Annotated in this window: 15 protein-coding genes, 2 pseudogenes and 2 riboswitches; of the genes and pseudogenes, 11 read left to right on the top strand and 6 right to left on the bottom strand. The window is 37.4% G+C overall.

Going from position 1 to position 19,838, the window contains the following annotated elements; translation table 11 throughout:
• Positions 1-903: 903 nt before the first annotated feature.
• The 4 genes from NV349_RS07425 (at position 904) to NV349_RS07440 (ending at position 6,043) form a co-directional block, all read left to right on the top strand.
• Positions 904-2,277, top strand: a complete 1,374-nt coding sequence (locus NV349_RS07425; RefSeq protein ID WP_036118664.1) for an amino acid permease — start codon at positions 904-906, stop codon at positions 2,275-2,277.
• Positions 2,278-2,428: 151 nt separating this feature from the next.
• Entirely contained in the window at positions 2,429-3,823 is a 1,395-nt protein-coding gene (locus NV349_RS07430; protein WP_051891586.1) for a spore germination protein, read from the top strand.
• Positions 3,824-3,848: 25 nt separating this feature from the next.
• Positions 3,849-4,937, top strand: a complete 1,089-nt coding sequence (locus NV349_RS07435; protein WP_271912817.1) for a GerAB/ArcD/ProY family transporter — start codon at positions 3,849-3,851, stop codon at positions 4,935-4,937.
• Positions 4,934-6,043, top strand: coding sequence for a Ger(x)C family spore germination protein (locus NV349_RS07440; protein ID WP_036118653.1), 1,110 nt, complete (start codon positions 4,934-4,936; stop codon positions 6,041-6,043). Before NV349_RS07435 ends, NV349_RS07440 begins: the two co-directional genes overlap by 4 nt.
• A 35-nt stretch (positions 6,044-6,078) precedes the next feature.
• Here the strand turns inward: NV349_RS07440 and pgeF are convergent, their stop codons facing one another.
• A complete protein-coding gene (gene pgeF / locus NV349_RS07445) occupies positions 6,079-6,843 on the bottom strand; it encodes a peptidoglycan editing factor PgeF (protein WP_271912818.1) in 765 nt (254 codons plus the stop codon).
• Positions 6,844-7,005: 162 nt separating this feature from the next.
• On the opposite strand from pgeF, the gene NV349_RS07450 reads away from it, so the two are divergent.
• Together NV349_RS07450 and safA are read left to right on the top strand one after the other, a co-directional pair.
• Complete coding sequence (locus NV349_RS07450) at positions 7,006-7,632, top strand: transmembrane-type terpene cyclase (RefSeq protein ID WP_271912819.1); 627 nt, start codon at positions 7,006-7,008, stop codon at positions 7,630-7,632.
• 231 nt (positions 7,633-7,863) lie between these two features.
• A pseudogene (gene safA, locus NV349_RS07455) lies at positions 7,864-8,472 on the top strand (SafA/ExsA family spore coat assembly protein).
• A gap of 383 nt (positions 8,473-8,855) precedes the next feature.
• Here the strand turns inward: safA and NV349_RS07460 are convergent.
• Positions 8,856-9,812, bottom strand: a complete 957-nt coding sequence (locus tag NV349_RS07460; RefSeq protein WP_442916423.1) for a TRM11 family SAM-dependent methyltransferase — start codon at positions 9,810-9,812, stop codon at positions 8,856-8,858.
• Between the two features lie 421 nt (positions 9,813-10,233).
• On the opposite strand from NV349_RS07460, the gene NV349_RS07465 reads away from it, so the two are divergent.
• Both NV349_RS07465 and NV349_RS07470 read left to right on the top strand, forming a co-directional pair.
• Entirely contained in the window at positions 10,234-11,217 is a 984-nt protein-coding gene (locus NV349_RS07465) for a VanW family protein (RefSeq protein ID WP_271912821.1), read from the top strand.
• A gap of 102 nt (positions 11,218-11,319) precedes the next feature.
• Positions 11,320-12,144, top strand: a complete 825-nt coding sequence (locus NV349_RS07470; RefSeq protein ID WP_058844608.1) for a methyl-accepting chemotaxis protein — start codon at positions 11,320-11,322, stop codon at positions 12,142-12,144.
• A 53-nt stretch (positions 12,145-12,197) separates the two neighbouring features.
• Here NV349_RS07470 and NV349_RS07475 read toward each other — a convergent pair whose 3' ends face one another.
• The 4 genes from NV349_RS07475 to NV349_RS07490 form a co-directional block, all read right to left on the bottom strand.
• Positions 12,198-12,815 (bottom strand): HAD-IA family hydrolase, encoded by a 618-nt coding sequence (locus NV349_RS07475; protein ID WP_058844609.1) that lies wholly within the window; start codon positions 12,813-12,815, stop codon positions 12,198-12,200.
• Positions 12,816-13,388: 573 nt separating this feature from the next.
• On the bottom strand, positions 13,389-14,780 hold the full coding sequence (locus NV349_RS07480) for a DHA2 family efflux MFS transporter permease subunit (RefSeq protein ID WP_271912823.1): 1,392 nt from the start codon (positions 14,778-14,780) through the stop codon (positions 13,389-13,391).
• Between the two features lie 362 nt (positions 14,781-15,142).
• On the bottom strand, positions 15,143-15,919 hold the full coding sequence (locus NV349_RS07485) for a YibE/F family protein (RefSeq protein ID WP_271912825.1): 777 nt from the start codon (positions 15,917-15,919) through the stop codon (positions 15,143-15,145).
• Complete coding sequence (locus tag NV349_RS07490) at positions 15,916-16,986, bottom strand: YibE/F family protein (protein WP_180957774.1); 1,071 nt, start codon at positions 16,984-16,986, stop codon at positions 15,916-15,918. The genes NV349_RS07485 and NV349_RS07490 overlap by 4 nt, the downstream gene beginning before the upstream one ends.
• A 415-nt stretch (positions 16,987-17,401) precedes the next feature.
• A riboswitch (FMN riboswitch) is annotated at positions 17,402-17,527 on the top strand.
• 115 nt (positions 17,528-17,642) lie between these two features.
• A riboswitch (FMN riboswitch) is annotated at positions 17,643-17,768 on the top strand.
• Between the two features lie 229 nt (positions 17,769-17,997).
• On the opposite strand from NV349_RS07490, the gene ribE reads away from it, so the two are divergent.
• The 3 genes and pseudogenes from ribE to ribH all read left to right on the top strand — a co-directional run bounded on the left by ribE (position 17,998) and on the right by ribH (position 19,773).
• Positions 17,998-18,636 carry a riboflavin synthase gene (gene ribE, locus NV349_RS07495; RefSeq protein WP_271912826.1) on the top strand — a complete coding sequence of 213 codons (639 nt, stop codon included), beginning with the start codon at positions 17,998-18,000 and terminating at the stop codon, positions 18,634-18,636.
• 24 nt (positions 18,637-18,660) lie between these two features.
• Positions 18,661-19,287, top strand: a pseudogene (gene ribB, locus NV349_RS07500) (3,4-dihydroxy-2-butanone-4-phosphate synthase); the annotation flags it as partial.
• An 18-nt stretch (positions 19,288-19,305) separates the two neighbouring features.
• Positions 19,306-19,773 (top strand): 6,7-dimethyl-8-ribityllumazine synthase, encoded by a 468-nt coding sequence (gene ribH / locus NV349_RS07505; RefSeq protein ID WP_036118550.1) that lies wholly within the window; start codon positions 19,306-19,308, stop codon positions 19,771-19,773.
• Positions 19,774-19,838: the final 65 nt, after the last annotated feature.

Below are 19,838 nucleotides of genomic sequence, written 5' to 3' on the forward strand. Positions count from 1 at the left end.
TGGATAACTGTTTTTTGATACATATGGGAAAGACAAGCTACTTGTACTATCGAATGGATTATTAGGTATTTTTAATGTTGATAATTTAGGGAAAAGTTATACTAGCCTATTAATCAAATTAAGCGTTAAAAGAAGTCTCTACTAACCTAGTGGAGACTTCTCTTAGTGTGGAAAAACAAAACAGTCAATTGAAAGGGAGAAATGGATTTCCGTTGCAGGCTACTTGCTTTCCTGTGGGCGAGCGCCGAGCCGCTTCCTCCGCTACCGCTCCGTTTAGAGGCTCGCCTGTCTCGCTATCCCACGGGAGTCAAGTAGCCTTCCACTCCAGCCCACAAAAGTGTTACCTTTTTAGCGAAATTTTCAAATAAAGTGAAGGTGTTCACTACTTTTTATGAAGAGGTGTTGTCACGCATCACTTCTCCATATTGAAAATAAGAGCTTATTCCCTCTAAAAATAATGGGCTATTTAATCGCTATATTACTATGAAAAAAGTAAAGGCACTTTGCAGAAGGGTTGATTGGAGTGGAGCCAGCGTCACTCCTAGGGGATTTAGCGTCACAGATGAGACCCTGGAGCGAGCGTAAGTGAGTGAAGCGGCTCATCGGACGCCCCCTGGAAAGGGCGCTGACGGAACGGAAATCAACCTCTCACCTTGCAAAGTTGCTTTTTCTGCCGTTGACATCATCTTTTTTCAACAACATGAGAAGTCTCTACTAACCTAGTGGAGACTCCTTTGCGTTATTTAGTAAAGTTATAAAATGAAAGAGCGGTATGAGCTAAATCTATCAAAATATCATTATTTTTTGTTTTTCCTAAAAATACATTTGTCTTTTTTAGAAAAATTGATTATGATTTTAAAGGTATTCAACGTAGAGAGAACATCAGAAAAGAGGCGTTAACGAGTGGCCAATAAGGAATTAAAACGAGGATTAGAAGCACGTCATATCCAAATGATTGCACTTGGCGGTACGATTGGTGTAGGGCTATTTATGGGCTCGGCCAGTGCAATTCAATGGACGGGACCTTCTGTACTCCTTGCCTATGGTATTGCAGGTATTTTTATTTTTTTCATTATGAGGGCAATGGGTGAGATGCTTTATATGGAGCCGAGTACAGGCTCTTTTGCAACGTTTGGCTATAAATATATCCATCCTTTAGCGGGGTATTTAACAGCGTGGAGTAACTGGTTCCAATGGGTTATTGTTGGGATGTCTGAAATTATAGCAGTCGGAACGTATATGCAATACTGGTATCCAGAATTACCAGCGTGGATACCAGGTCTTATTGCGATGATTATTTTAGGTTTGGCGAACTTTATTTCTGTCAAATCATTTGGGGAATTTGAATTTTGGTTTGCGATGATTAAAATTGTCACGATCATTTTAATGATTGTAGCAGGTGTAGGGCTGATCTTCTTTGGCTTTGGCAATGATGGTATTGCAATTGGTTTATCTAATTTGTGGAGTCACGGTGGCTTCTTTACAGGTGGCTGGACAGGCTTCTTCTTTGCCTTATCTTTAGTTGTTGCTGCATATCAAGGGGTAGAGCTTATCGGGATTACGGCTGGAGAAGCAAAAAATCCACAAAAAACGATTACTAATGCCATTCAAAGTATCATTTGGCGTATTTTAATTTTCTATATCGGTGCGATCTTTGTCATTGTGACGGTGTATCCTTGGGATGAACTTGGGACAATAGGTAGTCCATTTGTGGCGACATTTGCTAAAGTAGGTATTACAGCTGCCGCAGGTATCATTAATTTTGTTGTAATCACAGCAGCTATGTCAGGCTGTAACAGTGGGATTTATAGCGCTGGACGTATGTTATATACTCTTGCGATGAATGGACAAGCACCAAAATTTTTCGCCAAGCTTTCAAGGAATGGCGTACCTTTATTTGGAACAGCAGGTGTGTTAGTCGGGTTATTCATTGGTGTCATCCTAAGCTATATTGCTCCTGAAAATTTATTTGTTTATATATATAGTGCGAGTGTTTTACCAGGAATGATTCCATGGTTTATTATTTTAATCAGTCAAATTCGCTTTAGAAAAGAGAAGGGTATGCAACTGGCTAAGCATCCTTTCAAAATGCCTTTCGCACCCATTACAAACTATGTAACGATTATCTTTTTAATCATGGTATTAGTTGGTATGTGGATTAATGATGATACACGTATATCATTAATTGTCGGTATTATTTTCCTAATCCTCGTAACAATTAGCTACTATGTGTTTGGGATTGGCAAAAACCGCTACAGTAAAGATTCTATAGAATAAGCTAGAGGGATGTATCTCAACGTGAGATGCATCCTTTTTTCTGTCTATTTTTGCTAGCACAATTTTTACATAAATGAACGGATAAAAGCCAAACTACTAAAAAATGAATGACAATGACTGGTATTCATCGGAATTAAAGGGGTTGAATGAAATGAACGAGATACCGGAACAAATTGTAGCTAAATTGACGCAGGAAATCAACGAAATCGATGATGTAAAACTGAAAATGGTGGCGACAGAAGAGGGAGATGTCACGGTCATTTATTTCTCCTCGCTCATTGAAAAAATGACCTTACAAACCATGGTGACGATTCCGTTGGCTAATAATTTAAAACAAATTCATCAAATCGCTCAATATGTGGACCCAAAGGATGTCCAGGGAGCCGTTAAAAAATTGAATGCTGGGCAAACCCTCCTTTTTTTTCATGAAACGAATGCGTTGTTAAGCGTGGATACGTATAGTGCACCGACAAGGGCCATTACAGATACTGAAACGGAGTCCACAGTAATCGGTCCACAGGATGCATTTACAGAATCATTAGAAACAAATATTTCATTGGTGAGAAGACGCATACAAAGCGCTATGCTTAAAAACGAAAACCGTGTTGTCGGGTCTGAAGCCAATATTAAAATCTCGATTATGTATATGGATAATATTGTGAGTCATAAAAATTTAGAGGATTTAAGAAATCGGATAGATCAAGTAGATTATCCATTATTTACGGATATATCTGTGCTGAAGCAATTAATTGAGGATAATCCGTTATCACCCTTTCCGCAATATTATATGACAGTTCGTCCAGATAGTATTTGCCGTTATCTTCTAGATGGTAGAATCGTCGTTTTTATGGATAATAGTCAGTTAGCAATTGTTTGTCCTACGTCTTTTTTTGAAATGTTTGTGTCGATTGAAGATTATTACAACCGATGGACAACGGCAACTTTACTAAGGATGTTACGCTTTTTTGGTTTTTTCCTAACAATTATGATTACCCCCATGTATATATCAGCTCTAACCTTTCATCCAGAAATATTGCCCTATGAATTATTATTAAATCTTCAAGAGTCGAGGAGTAAAGTACCATTTCCACCGCTGATTGAAGTGCTATTTATCGAGCTGATTATTGAAGTGTTACGAGAAGCGGGTTCTCGAATGCCTGCCAAAGTCGGTCAAACAATTGGTATCGTAGGAGGTATTGTCATTGGGACTGCTGCTGTAGAAGCGGGGTTACTCAGTAATATTCTCATCGTGCTAGTCGCGACATCGGCCTTATTATCGTTCCTACCGCCGATTTTCTTAATGAGTAATACTAGCCGTTTTGTGCGCTATATTTTTATCTTATCAGCAGGACTCTTTGGCTTATTTGGCCAGATGCTCGCCTTTGCTTGGTTAATTCATCATTTATTAAGTTTAAAATCGTTAGGAACGCATTATATGACACCCGCTATTCCTAGAAAGCCAAGCGATTTATTGGATGGTGTCATCCGATTTCCAACTAAATACCTAAAAAGTAAATCAGGTCTTTCAAAAGCACAGAAAAAATAGAACTAGAAGAATGAGGTGGTCAACTTTGAGTACAACGAAAGGCAAAGTATTAAATCGCTATCATGTCATTTTTTTAGCTCAAAGTGTAATGCTTGGTACGGGTATCCTTTCACTACCTCAAAAATTAAGTTCTATGGGATATTCTCAAACATTTATGCCACTTTTATATGGTCTGATAGCAACTCTTACACTGTTTGCAATGGTATGGCTGTGTTCAAAATTTCCTAATGATGATTTATTTAAGATGAACGAAATACTTTTAGGAAAATATATCGGGAAAACCATCAATTTTTTCATCATTATACAATGTATTGTTTTTAGTGCAGGGATTATAAGTAACTATATGCATTTAATACAAAGTACAGCGTTACAGGAACAAACGATTACATTACCTGTACTTTGCTTTTTACTTTTGCTTATTTACATCGTAAACGGCGGTATAAAATCAATTGCAAGATTTTGTATCATGACATTTTTTATTACGATTTGGATGTTCTATTTTACACGGTGGGCGATTGAAAAAGGGAGTGTAAGTCATCTTCTTCCTCTCTTTAATTTTACGACTAAAGAGTTTTATGCAGCATTCAAGCAAGGCTATTTTTCATTTCTTGGATATGAATTAATTGTATTTTATTTTCCTTTTATCATTGATAAAAAGAAGGCTTTTCGTCATTCCTTATTAGGCGTTTGGATTAGTGTTTTTTTATGTTTTATCACAACGCTTATTAGTGTGATGTATTATTCGGAATGGCAATTGAAAAATGTAGAGTTTTCGGTGTTGAATTTATTTAAAGCAGGGGAATTTACCTTTATAAAGCGTATTGATATTATTGGCATTACACTTTGGGTATTTCTGATTTTAACTTCTATGACTGCTTATGTATGGTGTGCGAAACAAGGTGCCCATGCATTATTTCCGTTACCTAAAAAAAAGAAGAATTATTACTTATATATGATTACCTGTCTGATTTTTGTCATTATTAAAATGCCTGTTTCGCGAGAGGTTCAGGATAAATTATTTATGGCAAGTAACTATATAGGGTATATCTTAATTATTTGGCCACTATTTTTAATCATGATCTACTTATTTAGGAAAAAGCAGGTGCAAGTATGAAAACACGTCTATGTATACTCAGTTTGATTGTTTTAATTTTACTTGTGGGCTGTTCTCGAAAAGAACTAAAAGTGCCATTAGAGGATATTGGCATGGTTGATTCGATGGCATTTGATTACATTGATGAAAATGAGATGAGGCTTACAGTGGCTATTCCTCAATACTCTCCAGAGGCAGAGCAGGATACGCAAAATTTTTCCATTACGACAGATCTAGTGTCCAGTGGCATAGTCAAAATAGAAAAACAATCAGATAAAAAGATTGTTTTCAATCAATTACGTGTGGTATTAGTCAATGAGGATTTTGCACGAAAAGGAAATGTCAGAAAGATTATTCAGCATTTATATCGCAATGCAGAGGTGGGAAATAAAGTGCTCATCGCTGTTGTAAAAGATAACGCAGAAGCTATTCTAAAGGGAGATTATCCTGATAAACCTAATATTAACTTTTATTTAAATGATCTATTAGAACCTAGTATTAATACAGCCTTTAATCCAAACACCAATATCCATGATTTTATGTATACAATTACGAATCCAGTAATTGATACCATTTTACCTTATATTGAAAAGCGAGGAGATAAATTAGAGGTGGAAGGTGTTGCAATTTTCAAAGGAAATCATATGCATGAACTGATTAAACCAGAGGAAGCACTGGTGATTCAAGCTTTGAATGGACGGAAAAATCTTGCTCCGTTACACTTGGACTTAAACGCAGGGCATGGGGAAGAGAAACTCATGATTGATTTAATTGAGAGCAGTGTAAAAAAAGAGAGTAATCAAAACGTGAATTCACCAAAATTAACGATTTTCTTAACAATCAAGGGTACATTAAGCGAGTATAAGGGTAAAAGAGAATCTCATTTGTTTACAGTTGAAAGCATTAGTAATTTAGAAAAAGATGTGAATAAACAGCTTGAACAGGATATTGGTGATTTTTTAGAGCGATTAAATAAAGCAGAGGTGGACCCAGCTGGCTTAAGTGAGGAATTTAGAATGTACTATCATGGGAAATGGACGACGAAAAAAACGAGGGCGCTTATTAGTAAATTAGACGTTAAAGTCCATGTAGAAACGTCCATTATTAGTACAGGTACATTAAAATAAATGGAGGCCAATTCGTCAAGAATTGGCCTTTGCAATTAGGATGTTTTCCGCATAATAAAGCTTAAATGTCTTCCTGCCTGTTTGTCCTGACGGTAGGAAAAGCCATTTGGGCTAAGGAACGTACAAGTTTCATCAATTTGAATTTTGTCAGCTGGAATACCAGCAAGCTCACATTGTTTTTTTACTGTTTGCTGATTATCAATATGATATTTATTCGTTTCTGCATTGTAGTACATAAAGTCTTCCGCATAACCAAGGCTGTGAAACTTTTCGTAGACATCTGCGTCCACCTCAAACTTTTGCTGACTCAGCGCCATACCAATTTGGACATGAAAATCCTCTGGTCGACATTGTTCTTCATTCATCAGATGCTCAAACAATTTGGGCGTTATTTCTTTGACAGTTCCTTGCCAACCTGAATGAATAACGCCAACTAGTCCGTTCACAGCATTATAAAAAATAACGGGAACGCAATCAGCCGTAAAACTACATAATAATAAATTCGGCTCTATGGTATAAAGGGCATCGGTATTTTTAACTGCTGTATCGATTTGCTCAGCACCTCGCCCTTTATCAGCTAATGTGACTTTATGAAAGTTCGCACTATGTGTTTGCTCGGTGCAAATAAAATGCTGCAAATCACAGTTCAACGTAGCGGCTAAATGCTGCCGATTGTCGATGATAGCTTGAACATTATCACAAATATGCAAAGCCATATTGTTTTGCTCTAGTTCCATGTCATCTTTCAAGGTAGTCCCAGCGATAAATTGTTCATTATCCACATAAATTTTTGTTTTCATTCAATCACCTCGTTTTACTATATAAGATTACTTATGGAATGTATAGGTTGCATCTATTTGATATTTAGCTACCCCTTTACCCTTCTATTAAACTTTTAGACATAATGAATCGTTTTCCTCACATATAGTAGGAGGAATGCTATATAGGGGAGAGAGCGAACATTGACTGAACTAAACCTATTATTAATTTGCCAATTAGGAATGGGTCTGTTTTGGATAATTACATACATACTCGTGATTTATAAAGGGTGGCAAGATAAAAAATATGGAATGCCTATGGCCGCTATTTGTGCCAATATTTCATGGGAGTTTATCTTTGCTTTTATTTACCCACAAAATGATCTCCAACGATACATTACACTCATTTGGCTTGTATTGGATATCTTTATTTTAACGCAGTTTTTACGCTATGCGCCAAGTGAATATCGTAGGATACTTACTAAAAAAATATTGTATGGCTCCTTTTTGGTTACGTTTCTTTTCAGCATGTTGATGATTTTTGGCATCGTCTATGAGTTTCAGGATTTTGAAGGGAAGTACACAGCATTTTTCCAAAATCTTATGATGTCAGGGTTATTTATCGCTTTATTGTTGCAAAGAGGGAACTTAGCCGGTCAATCAATGGGAATTGCCGTCTGTAAAATGGTAGGTACATTGTTTGCTGCGGTTGGCTTTTATCTCTACTTCCGTACGCCATTGATTACCATTATTTCCATGGCAACGCTCTTTTATGATGGGCTCTATATTCTACTAATTTATCGATTAAAACGTAAACAATTAGCAAAATAGGCTATTTTGAGTCATTTTAAATAGCTGAATGTATTAGTAATGTATGCCAATTACAAAAAGATTGCAACTTGATGACAAAGCATATGATGAAAAATAGCGTAATAAAGGGTTTTGTTCGTTTGTGTTGTGTCGATGTCATACAATTGTAAAAATCCTTCCAAATATTTTGTGATGATTATGGCTCTGAAACTATTTACGATAATAGTAGAGCAAACAGGAAGGATGATGAACATGTTCAAAAAAATAAAAAAAGCAACACTCTCTTCAGTAATCGCAGCTTCATTATTAGTACCAGCAGCGGCAATGGCAGCCGAATCCTATACAGTGACATCTGGTGACACACTTTGGAAAATAGCGTTGAAAACTGAGACAGGCGTACAAGAATTAATAGATGCCAATCCACAGCTTGCCAATCCGAATCAAATTTCCCCTGGGCAAAAAATCAATATCCCTGTAAAGGAACAGGCCACGGTTGAGCAATAGGTTGTTAAACTTGTTAATGCAGAACGCGCCAAAGCAGGTCTGCCAGCATTACAGGAAAATTGGGAGCTATCCCGAGTAGCCAAATATAAATCTCAAGATATGCATGATAAACAGTACTTTGACCATACAAGCCCAACATATGGTACACCTTTTACCATGATGAAAAACTTTGGTATTACGTACAAAGCTGCTGGTGAAAATATTGCAAAAGGTCAACGCTCAGCTCAAGAAGTTGTAACAGCTTGGATGAACAGTGCAGGACATCGTGCCAATATTCTCAATAAAAGCTATACCCATATCGGTGTAGGCTATGTGCAGGATGGTCATTATTGGACACAAATGTTTATTCAAAAATAAAATAGGACACTGTTCTGTACTTGAGCTTTTTTACAAGAGTTAAAAATGATAGAGCATCTACTGGCTCATTTGATAGCTAATAGATGCTCTTTTTTACGTAAACTTTGAACGTCATTTCTGTTGCTTCGCGAGTAATTTCCTTTCTTCACGGGAATTCATCTTGCTTATCGACAATAGGGCGTGCTAATTGGTAGAAATAACTTTTCATGCGATACGGCTGAAAGTTAGTAATTAAAATTCCGATGATTTCTCTATAAATTAGAATGGACGAGGGTTTTCAGTTAAGATTCTATATTAAAAGTTGCACAACAATATATTAACCCTGTTCTAAAATTAGGACAGGGTTAACATTATTTTATTGTCCTTCACCATATAGGTGTTTCTCATTTACATAAAATAATTTGACGTAAAAAAGACTGTTTTTTAGCAATACATCGGTCAACTATCTCGAATCCAGCTTCTTCAATTAAGTTATCAATCGTATCAATTGTGGCAATAATAATTTTATCTGAAATTCGTCGAGCGTGCTTTAGTATCTCACTTTGTTCTTCCCTTGATGCGTGAGTAAATAAGTTATATGGTAAATCAACAATCGCTACATCATAGTGCTCCGTTACCTCTGAAATCGGTCCTAGTGTAATTTTACCTTCTAGTCCGAAATAAGTGATATTACTTCTGGAACCCTGACATACATGATAATTAATGTCTCGACCTTCAATATCAATTCCCATTGAAAGTCCCTCTATTATGACAGTTCCTATTCCACAACAGGGATCGATAGCACGTACATTTTCTATATGTGGAACTGCAATATTAGTAATAGCACGAGCAACTCTTGTGCTCAATGCGGTTGAATAATTGTGTGGCTTCTGTTTATGTTTAAGCCAAATGGGTTCACTTTTTGTATAGTTGCCAAAATACCAACGACCGTCTAACGTAATAATCCCCAAGATAATTTCTGGATTGTCTAAATCTGGTTCTCCGTTAATCGACAATCCAATTTCTCTTTCAATTTTACGACGCTCTGCATGGTTTATCTTATTAGTAGTATTTATGACCATTTTATTTAAACTAATTACTTTGTAAGTGTTTTCTCCTACATTGAAATGCTTAAGACGATCCTTTAATACGTCTAAATCATTCTCTTCATATAATATCTCAAGTCTCTCTTCAATAAATGGGCTACGGCTTGGATCAATTTTAACATCGCTAATTAAATAGTTTGAGTCAGAATCTTTTCCAAAAAATGAGCGCATCTCCATTCTACATAAATCATATTCATCAATATGATGAATATAAGTGTAGATATACTTATCACGTATTTTTAAATCATTAGTCAATTTATTTTTCTTCCTTTAAATTCCAGATTTTATTTATGGGAAATGTAGTTATAAGTAGTGTTTTAATATAAAACAAAATTTAGTCATTTATTTTAATCTAAAGAATCATTCTACTAAACTTTAGCCTTATTTGCCATTTTATTTCTTTGAGAAATAATGTTTTTAGGCTGTATAAATGATTCATGCGGAATAATCTTATCTAAATTAAGATAGCGAAGAGAAAATAGCTGCACCAAATAGTACTTACAATCCTCTATCGTCTAAAGGTTTATTCAATCATAAAATTTCACAGGTAATAGTGGTCTTCATATAGTGTGTTTTTGCAGTATTGACAAATAAAAATCATCAAAAAACAACACACTATGAGCAATCTACGAATAAGATGTCTCTGTAGTATGAAGATAGAGGTAGGTGTTCATGGTTGAGAAAGAAGTGGCTGGCTATATGCGGCATTATCTGTACGCTTGGGCTAGTAGGATGTTGTCAGGACAAAGCGGCAAACGATAACAAGCTAGAACAAGAAATTCAACAACATGAAGAAGCTCAGCAGTCTGTTACGTATGAACAAGAGCACCCAATTGAGCCTATTGTAGAGGTTATTGATCCCGTAACACAGCAGATGGTTCAAACAATCTCTCCTAAGGAATTTGGCTTTGACACAGATCCGCAAGCTTATTACCAGCAGCTAGAACAATTAGCAAAGGAATTGGCGAGAGGAACAGACACAATGACTGGCTATGATCAACGAATGGTGCTCGATCGATTGGGAGAAGAAGGGCAAGTAATCAAAGGAAGACCGCAAACTATTTTAAAAGAAAGCGAATTAGTAGAGCGAATTCTAGAGGCTTCAACGACGGGTGGTCAAGTGGAAATGCCGCTCTATGTAACAGAAAGTGGCTATTATTTAGAGGATCTTCCTTTATTAGAGGATGTCGTTGTTGCATCCTATACGACATATTTCAATAGCACAGATAGTGGAAGAAATAAAAACATCGAGCTGTCGGCTAGGGCAATCAATAATGTCATTGTAGGTAGTGGTGATTATTTTTCTTTTAATACGATTGTGGGTCCGAGGGATGAAGCGAATGGCTATCAACCTGCACCGGAAATTATTAATAAGAAGGTAGTCATGGGGATTGGCGGTGGAATCTGTCAAACGTCTTCAACCCTGTTTAATGCTGTCGATCAAATTCCAATTAACTATGTGGAACGTCATCACCATTCCTTAGATGTGGGGTATGTACCTAAAGGAAGAGATGCTACTGTTTCCTACGGCAGTTTAGACTTTAGGTTCCAAAACACGAATGATGTACCATTTTTAATAAAGGCTACCTATGGCAATGATTTTCTAACAATTGAAATCAGAACGGCAGCGAAATATGTAGAAAAATTGACAAAGTCATAATGGCATGACAAGACACCACTGGACGGTGGTGTCTTTTTTTAAGTGACATGATATAGTTAAATTGAGATATTTTACAAAAGCTTTGGGAGAAGGGGGAAGACAATGCATCCAAAACTACAGGCAGCGATTGATTCGATTGATTTATACCAAGCAACTTATCCAGAGGATGCTTGTGTCATCGTGGCAGATAGAGAGAAAGTTCTTGCCTATAAACCGGGGAAACGTGTTGATTTAAAAGTAGGGGTTGGTGAACCAGTACATAAATATCGAGGGACTGCAACGGAAATAGCCTTAAGCTCAGGCCGCTTTGTGAAAGAAGAGCGCGGGGCGGAAGGGTTTGGCATGGCATACATTGCCTCTGCACAGCCTATTTTTGACGGAGGTCAGGTAATTGGTGTAGTAAGTGCCATTATTTCCAATGAAAAAATGGATAGTATGCGCTTGTTGGCAACTGAGCTTTCAAGTGCTGTTGAAGAAATGACGACTACCAATGAAGGATTAGCTACTTCCAGTATGGATGTGTCCAATCGTTTAGAGGAATTATCGAACTTCTCGGAATCGATGGCAAGTGATATTAAGCAGATTAATGACATTGTGAATTTAGTAAAGGATTTGGCTATGAAATCCAAAATTCTCGGCTTGAATGCATCCATTGAAGCAGCACGTTCAGGTGAGCATGGTCGTGGCTTTGCCGTGGTTGCTTCAGAAATACAAAAAATGTCCCAAAGCAGTACAGAAAGTGCTGATAGCATTACAGTGCAACTAGAAAATATTAAACAATCCATCGATCAAGTCAATGCGTCAGCAAATCAAATTTCTGCGTTTACACAGCAATTTGCTGCGAGTATGCATGAATTAACAGATGCCTATAAAGGGGTTAATAGCACGGCAGAAAAGCTCATGCAGATTAGTGAGATGAAAGGATAATAATATAAAAAAAGGATAATAGACAGGTAACATGCTATTATCCTTCCCCATAATTAAATAATCTCTAAAATTTCCTGTGGTGTAGCGACCTTATATTCAGGATTTTCGTTTTGCACGACCTCTATGGCATCATAGCCCCATTCTACCCATACAATCGGGACACCTGCTTTCTTACAAGCCACGATATCCCTTTGTTCATCCCCAATATATAACACGTCAGCTGAGTTGACATTTGAGTCCTTTAAAAACTTTTTCATCACTTTATCCTTGCCAAAAATTCGATTGGAGCAAAGAACATCTGCTACACAGTGAATACCGTTCATTTTAAGAAATGCTAAAATATTTTCCTTAGAATTAGAGGAAATAATAATGATTTTATAGCCTCTCTTATCAATTTCCATCAGGACTTCCTTCATTCCATCAAAAAGATGAACATCATTTAATGATTGACGATACAATTTATAAAATTGCGGTAAAATCATGGGCAATTTATACATTGGGAAATCAAATAATTTACTGCGTTCAGAAATCGATAATTTTTTCAGTGTATCAATTTCCTTTAATTCGATGCCTTTAAATTTATATTTTTGCGCTAATGTATTCCATGCTGATGCAAACACTGCGGTTGAATCTGCCAGTGTTCCATCAAAATCAAAGATAATATGCTTCATTGCTAATTTTCTCCTTTTCCATCTCGTTGTAATTGACGTTTTATCTTAATTCAGCAAGTGTTTTTTGTACCAAAAGTGAAGCAGTACTATAGAGAAAGAAAAATACTTGTGTTGTTTTCTCCAATGGGTGTTCAAATGCCCACTAAAAAAGCTGAACTCAGGCTAAGAACGCCACATCTTGTGCCATATCTGAGTAATTCATCATCATGTTAACCCGAAGCCTCGGCGGAAGTCACTGATTTTGAAGTTGACCTGCACGATGCAAGTCAGTTAACTGTTACAGGACGTGATGGTCTGAGGTTAACGATCTACTCATCAGCTCGAAAAAACGGGGCGCAAAGTTGATCTGCGCGAAAATGCAGAATCAGCGGCAATTACGTCAAAGGCGTAATTGATGTTTAAAGATATTACATAGGATGGGCGACCTAGTGTAGTGCATCATGAAACAACAACTATTTTGAGCGTACGTAAACATCTTATGGTAAATATTATCAGAAAATACTGCGATTGCAACGGAAATGACATAACAAAAGGAGGTGCCTTAAAATTCCTTCGAGACACCTCCCTTCTATACTAAAATGATTGAGTTTTTTTCAAAAAGAAAGAGAGTATGACATTGATGATTGCCAGAGCAAAACTGATTGTAAAGACAAATGCAGAGCCTGAAGCCGCCGCCTCTTGAGCATTAGTTGTACTGTCAGTTAAGAATTGCTGCTGCTTAGCTGAGAACAACGAGACCATTACAGCAATGCCTATGGCACCTGATACTTGTTGAGAGGTTTGTGTAATCGCAATACCATCAGGAAAATATTGTCTTGGCAAAGCATTGAGCGTATTCGTTTGGACAGAGGCTAATACCATACCAACCCCAAGCATCATGATGATATGTGTTAACACTAATGCCCAAGTAGCTGTTTCGGTACCATTTAAAGCATAAAGTCCATAGCCAATCACAACAAGTATGGTTCCGGGGGTAATGATTGCACGTGGTCCGTATTTATCGAAGTATTTACCGATGGTTGGTGCTAATAGGCAGTTTAGTAGACTACCAGGAAGCATCATTAAACCTGTTACAAAGGCCGATACCAAAAGTGCCGTTTGCATATACATCGGGAGCACCACTAGCATAGACAGCATATTGAAGAAGGTAATCATATTCATCAGAAGACCCAATACGAACATTGGATACTGGAAAGCTCTCAAATTTAACATAGGATGGTCCATTTTTGATTGACGCAACACAAATAAACATAAGGCAATTACACCTAGTAAAATGGTGCTAAGTACGTTGATGCTTGTCCAACCCAATTCTCCACCGCTACTTACACCATAGACGATGCCACCAAAGCCAATCGTAGATAAGATAATAGACCATATATCTATAGCAAGCTGCTTTCTTTCATTCACATTGGGAATAAAGATAAAACCAAAAATGATCGAGAATAATAAGAAGGGGACAGTAACCCAAAATATCCAGTGCCAGGATAGCGTGTCTAAAATCATCCCTGCTAATGTCGGGCCGAAAGCGGGTCCTGCTAAAATGACGAGACCCATCATCCCCATAGCACTACCACGTTTATTAGCTGGAAAAATCGTGAAAATCACATTTTGCGTTAATGGTAATATAATCGCTAAACCTGCAGCTTGAATAACACGTGCTATAAGTAAGACAGCAAAGATTGGTGCAACAGCGGCAAGTATGGTACCAATTATGGAAAAGAGTAAAGAGATTATAAACATTTGGCGAGTGGTAAATTTTTGCATTAAAATGCCTGTAACAGGTACTAAAATGCCTAATGTGAGAAAATAGCCTGTTGCTAGCCATTGGATAGTTGTGGCATCCACGCTGAAAAGTTGGCTAAGTTCCCCTAGTGCAATATTTAATGCTGTCTCACTAAATAGCCCTACAAAGCCGGCTACTAAGAGAGCAGCCATAATTGGACCTGTTTTTATTTCCTTATTCACTGTAAAAACTCCTTCAAAAATGTTCAACTTTCATAGAATGTATAAAAACAGAATATTCGGAAAAATAAAGTTGCGATGCTTCTACTATTTCATGTTCTGCATTATAAAAAAGTCTATGAAGATATAATCGTGATGTCGATTATCAGCGATCATGATTCCTTTTAGCTAGTACACCTCCGCGATACTAACTGCTCTGTTTTTTACTATAGCAAAAAAAAATTCTCAAATGTAAGTACTAATTTGAGCGATTACTATACGATTTCATCATTTAGACACATTTTTTTGAGATAGCATTCATTTTTTGAAGGAGAGGAGGAGATTTGTCCAGACCTCTCACAAACGAGTGATAGGTCTGAACTCTTTTATGAGAGCTTTTCGGTTTTTTCACGTGTTCGAATTAAGTAATAGGCATTGACGGAGGAGGCGATCGGAATAATCAGTGCAATACCGATGCCAGCACAAAAAATAGTCGTCATTTCAGCACTAAAAACCTTGGAGTTGACGATTTCACCAATCGAATAGGAGAGATCTTTGAACCATATTAATAAGCTTAAATAGCCACCAAAGAAAGCGAAGAATAACGTATTCGTATCGGTTCCTAAAATATCTCTCCCGATATTTAAGCCGGATGTAAATAATTTCTTTCTACTAATCGAAGGGTTACGATAAAAAATCTCATGCATGGAAGTAGCAATGGAAATAGCGACATCCATAATTGCTCCAATCGTACTCATAATAATGACGGAGGCACCAATCTGCACAAAATCAACACCAATATAAAGGGAAAAGATGCTTATTTCTTCTGTTGTTTCTTCACCAAATCCTTGAATCATCAACTTTTTCGTTACAAATGTAATAAAAAGAAGTAAGACAACAATCGTCACCATAGTGGAGATAAATGCTGTAATGGTTTTACTGTTTGTTTTATTGATATAGAAAAGGCTAATACAACTAATAATTGTACAGGCAACGAACGTTAAGATGATGGGGCTATTTTTAGGGTTGGTCATTAAAAAGATCGTCACAAAGAGCACACCGAAATTTAGGAATAAAGAAAGAAACGAACGTACACCTTGCTTCCCGCCAATTGCGACCATCAATAGACATAAAATAAAAGCTAATAACACAATTACATTCATTCTTGAACCCTCTTTCGATTAATGAAAAATAGAGCAGTATACTGACTGATCGGAATCGTGAGGACAACCCCAATACCACCTGCTAAGGCGCGAGCTAATTCTAAAGAAAGATTCAAGGACAGCGTGAGTCCTAAAGTAGAAGAATTTTTCAAATAGAGAATAACCATCGGTATGGAGCCACAAAGGTAGGCAAAGAACAAAATACTCGTAATGGTGCCCATAATATCTTTCCCGATTTCATGCCCTGAAGATTTAAGTGCCTTCACAGAAATAGTAGGGTCTTGTTCATATAAAGCAAAGATTGAAGAAGCCATCGTAATAGAGACATCCATGACAGCCCCAAGTGAGCCAATAAATAAGCCAGCCATAAAGACTGTACGATAGGGGCGTGTTAAAAATTGCATTTCTTCATAGCGAAGACCGTTTTCACCAGTTAACCACATCACGACAGAGCTAATGATGAGTGCCATAACGGTTCCTAAAAGTGTAGACACAATAGCTGCATACGTTTTCGTGTTCAAGCCGCTAATCAGTAACAACGAAATGATCGTAAATAGAAGAGCGCAAATACCACTGATGACTAACAAGCTCAGGTTACCATGTTTCACATATAAATCTAACGCGAATGATAAAATCAATGCATTGACAATTAAACTAATAATGGAAAACAAGCCTTGTCTTTTTCCTATAAGGAGTAAGACAAAAATAAAAATCCACGCAATCATGAGAAGGGTTTGATCTCGTTTTAAATCGAGAATGGTCCCAGTTAGCCCTGACTGTGATGCGTGATTATCTATGGAGACAAAGATTTCATTGCCCACACGGTATTCTTGATCGAAAGCTCCAGAGGCGGAATAGTCATTCGTCAAATGGATGGATTGCCCTTTATGTGGTCCATTTTGTATCACGGCTGTAATATGCTGTGTAAATAAATAATCATCATTATCATACATATCTGTCATTGGTTCTGATTCTGCTACATCAGCTTTTATCACCTCAGCAATCGGTCGATCATAAAATGATTCATTATGATGAACGAACACAATCGAAAGCACGCAGCAGAGCATTAATAAGGCATAGAAAATACCTTGCTTCAATGGGATGTTTTTAAAAAATAGCAAGTAAATGACCTCCAAAGTGCTGGACTGAATTGTCACTTGTAAAGGAACGTTTTAGTGAAAGGGAAGTTCCATGCACAGTTTAAATGTTATCAGTTTAATGATTTCGTTTACATTTATCAAGTCATTGTTATATTAAGCTGAAGACTCCCTTGCGGCGAGTGATTAAACACCTGATAACACCATCAAAAAACGCCGTCTCCTGTGGCAATAACATTGCATGTTGCTCAATGCCTCAGGCGGACGTCACAAACGCGAAAAACCTGGATGCATTGTTGATCTGCTATAATTCTTTTTGAAAAATTTTTAAAAAGAGGGATGGATAATAGAATAAAATAGTGTTATCGTAAGATTAGCTAAATAAAAAATCCTTCAGGGTAGGGTGAAATTCCCGATCGGCGGTGATGAAGTAATTCAAAGTCCGTGAGCGCAAGCTGATTTGGTGCAAATCCAAAACCGACAGTTATAGTCTGGATGGGAGAAGGGTAAAAATGCGAGCTTTTTAAATTGATTGTAATTTAGAAGGTTTATTTTCCTATGCATTTATTACACTACTTCCCACAAGCTTGTTGGGAAGTTTTTTATTTAGTGCCAATCGAATAGAAGATGTTCTTCGGGGTAGGGTGAAATTCCCAATCGGCGGTGATGAAGTAATTCAAAGTCCGTGAGCGCAAGCTGATTTGGTGCAAATCCAAAACCGACAGTTATAGTCTGGATGGGAGAAGAACAAATGAGATGACAGTCTATGGAAAAAATAGTTTTCAATTAGGCTTATTTGTTGATGTCTTATACTCCCAAACCCCTTTGCTGAAAGGGGTTTTTGTTTTTTATCGATAGCTAGAGAAGGAGAAGGAGGAGACGGATAAAACTAGAGAAGTGACGGATAGACCTTCGAAACTGATGGATAAGACTTCAAAAGTGAAGGATAGAAGCCTAAATCAATGAAAAGTAGGTGATGGAATGTTTACAGGGCTTGTAGAGGATATTGGCATTTTAAAAGCCATGCAAAGCGATAGGGACAGTATGAAAATAACAGTTCAATCAGCCAAGATAGCAGAAGATGTCAAGCTTGGAGACAGTATCGCGGTTAATGGTGTTTGTTTAACGGTGACATATTTTACGGAACAGACGCTTACGATGGATGTGATGCCTGAAACAGTCAACGCAACCAATTTACAGCAGCTCGTGGTAGGGGATTCCGTGAATTTAGAGCGTGCCATGCCTGCTAATGGGCGATTTGGCGGTCATTTTGTTGCTGGGCATGTGGATGGGGTCGGTAAAATTTTGCGCAAACGTCCAGTAGCCAACGCAGTCTATATCGATATCGAATTGTCAGAGGAACTAACCAAATTTTGCATTCCGAAGGGTTCTATTACGATTGATGGCACAAGCTTAACCCTTTTCCATGTTGACACGAACAGTGTCACGATTTCACTAATTCCCCATACGTACAAAGAAACCGTATTAGGCATGAAGAAGGCTGGAGCGATTGTGAATATCGAAACAGATTTAGTTGGTAAATATATTTTACAGCAACTGAAAAAAGGGCAAGCAACACCAACCATTACGAGAGATTACTTAGCACAACATGGTTTTTAACAACTGAACGAGGAGATGACAAAAGTGCTATATGCAATTGAAGAGGCCATTGAGGATTTAAAGCAAGGCAAAATGATTGTAGTGGTTGATGACGAGGATCGGGAAAATGAAGGAGATCTTCTGGCACTCGCTGAATTCATGACACCAGCAACTATAAACTTTATGGCAACCTATGGTAGAGGATTAATTTGTACACCGATTTCACAGCAGCTTGCACAACAGCTAGATTTACATCCGATGGTTCAGCACAATACGGATAATCACCAAACAGCGTTTACCGTAAGTATCGACCATGAGGATACAACGACAGGAATTAGTGCGTATGAACGAGCATTTACGATACAAAAAATGATTGAAAAGCAAGCGAAGCCGATTGAGTTTCGTCGACCTGGTCATGTTTTTCCGCTCATTGCGAAGGATAATGGTGTTTTAGAGCGAAGAGGGCATACGGAGGCGACTGTCGATTTGGCAAAACTTTGTCATAGTGTGCCAGTGGGTGTTATTTGCGAGATCATGGGCGATGATGGTCATATGCTACGCTTTGAGGAATTGATAAAGTACGCAGCACAGCATGACTTGAAAATGATATCAATAGAGGCACTTGTAGCATACCGCAGTCAATTGCTGACAACTGAAAATAAAATTTCTATTTAAAAAGGAGAAAGAACAATGGGTCAAACATTTGAAGCACAATTAATTGGAACGGGTTTAAAAATTGCAGTTGTGGTAGGTCGATTTAATGAATTCATCACAAGCAAATTATTGGACGGTGCAATGGACGGCTTAACACGACATGGTGTTGATGAAGCGTCTATTGATGTTGCTTGGGTTCCAGGAGCTTTTGAAGTTCCTTTTATTGCGAAACAACTAGCAGAAACAAAGAACTATGATGCCATTATTGGTTTAGGTACGGTTATTCGCGGCTCTACAACACACTATGATTATGTTTGTAATGAGTCAGCAAAAGGTATTGCCAATGTATCGTTATCAACCAATGTCCCTGTTATTTTCGGTATTGTGACGACGGAAAATATTGAGCAGGCGATTGAACGTGCTGGTACAAAATCTGGTAATAAAGGATACGATGCTGCCATGTCTGCCATTGAGATGGCTAATCTAAAGAAAATGATTGGATAATGACCAAATGTTTCTTTGAATATTTTGCACATCCATGGGAAAAATATGCTTAAGTGTATTTATTG

Origin of the sequence: Lysinibacillus sp. OF-1 (assembly GCF_028356935.1) — a bacterium.
Classification (GTDB): Bacteria; Bacillota; Bacilli; order Bacillales_A; family Planococcaceae; genus Lysinibacillus; species Lysinibacillus fusiformis_D.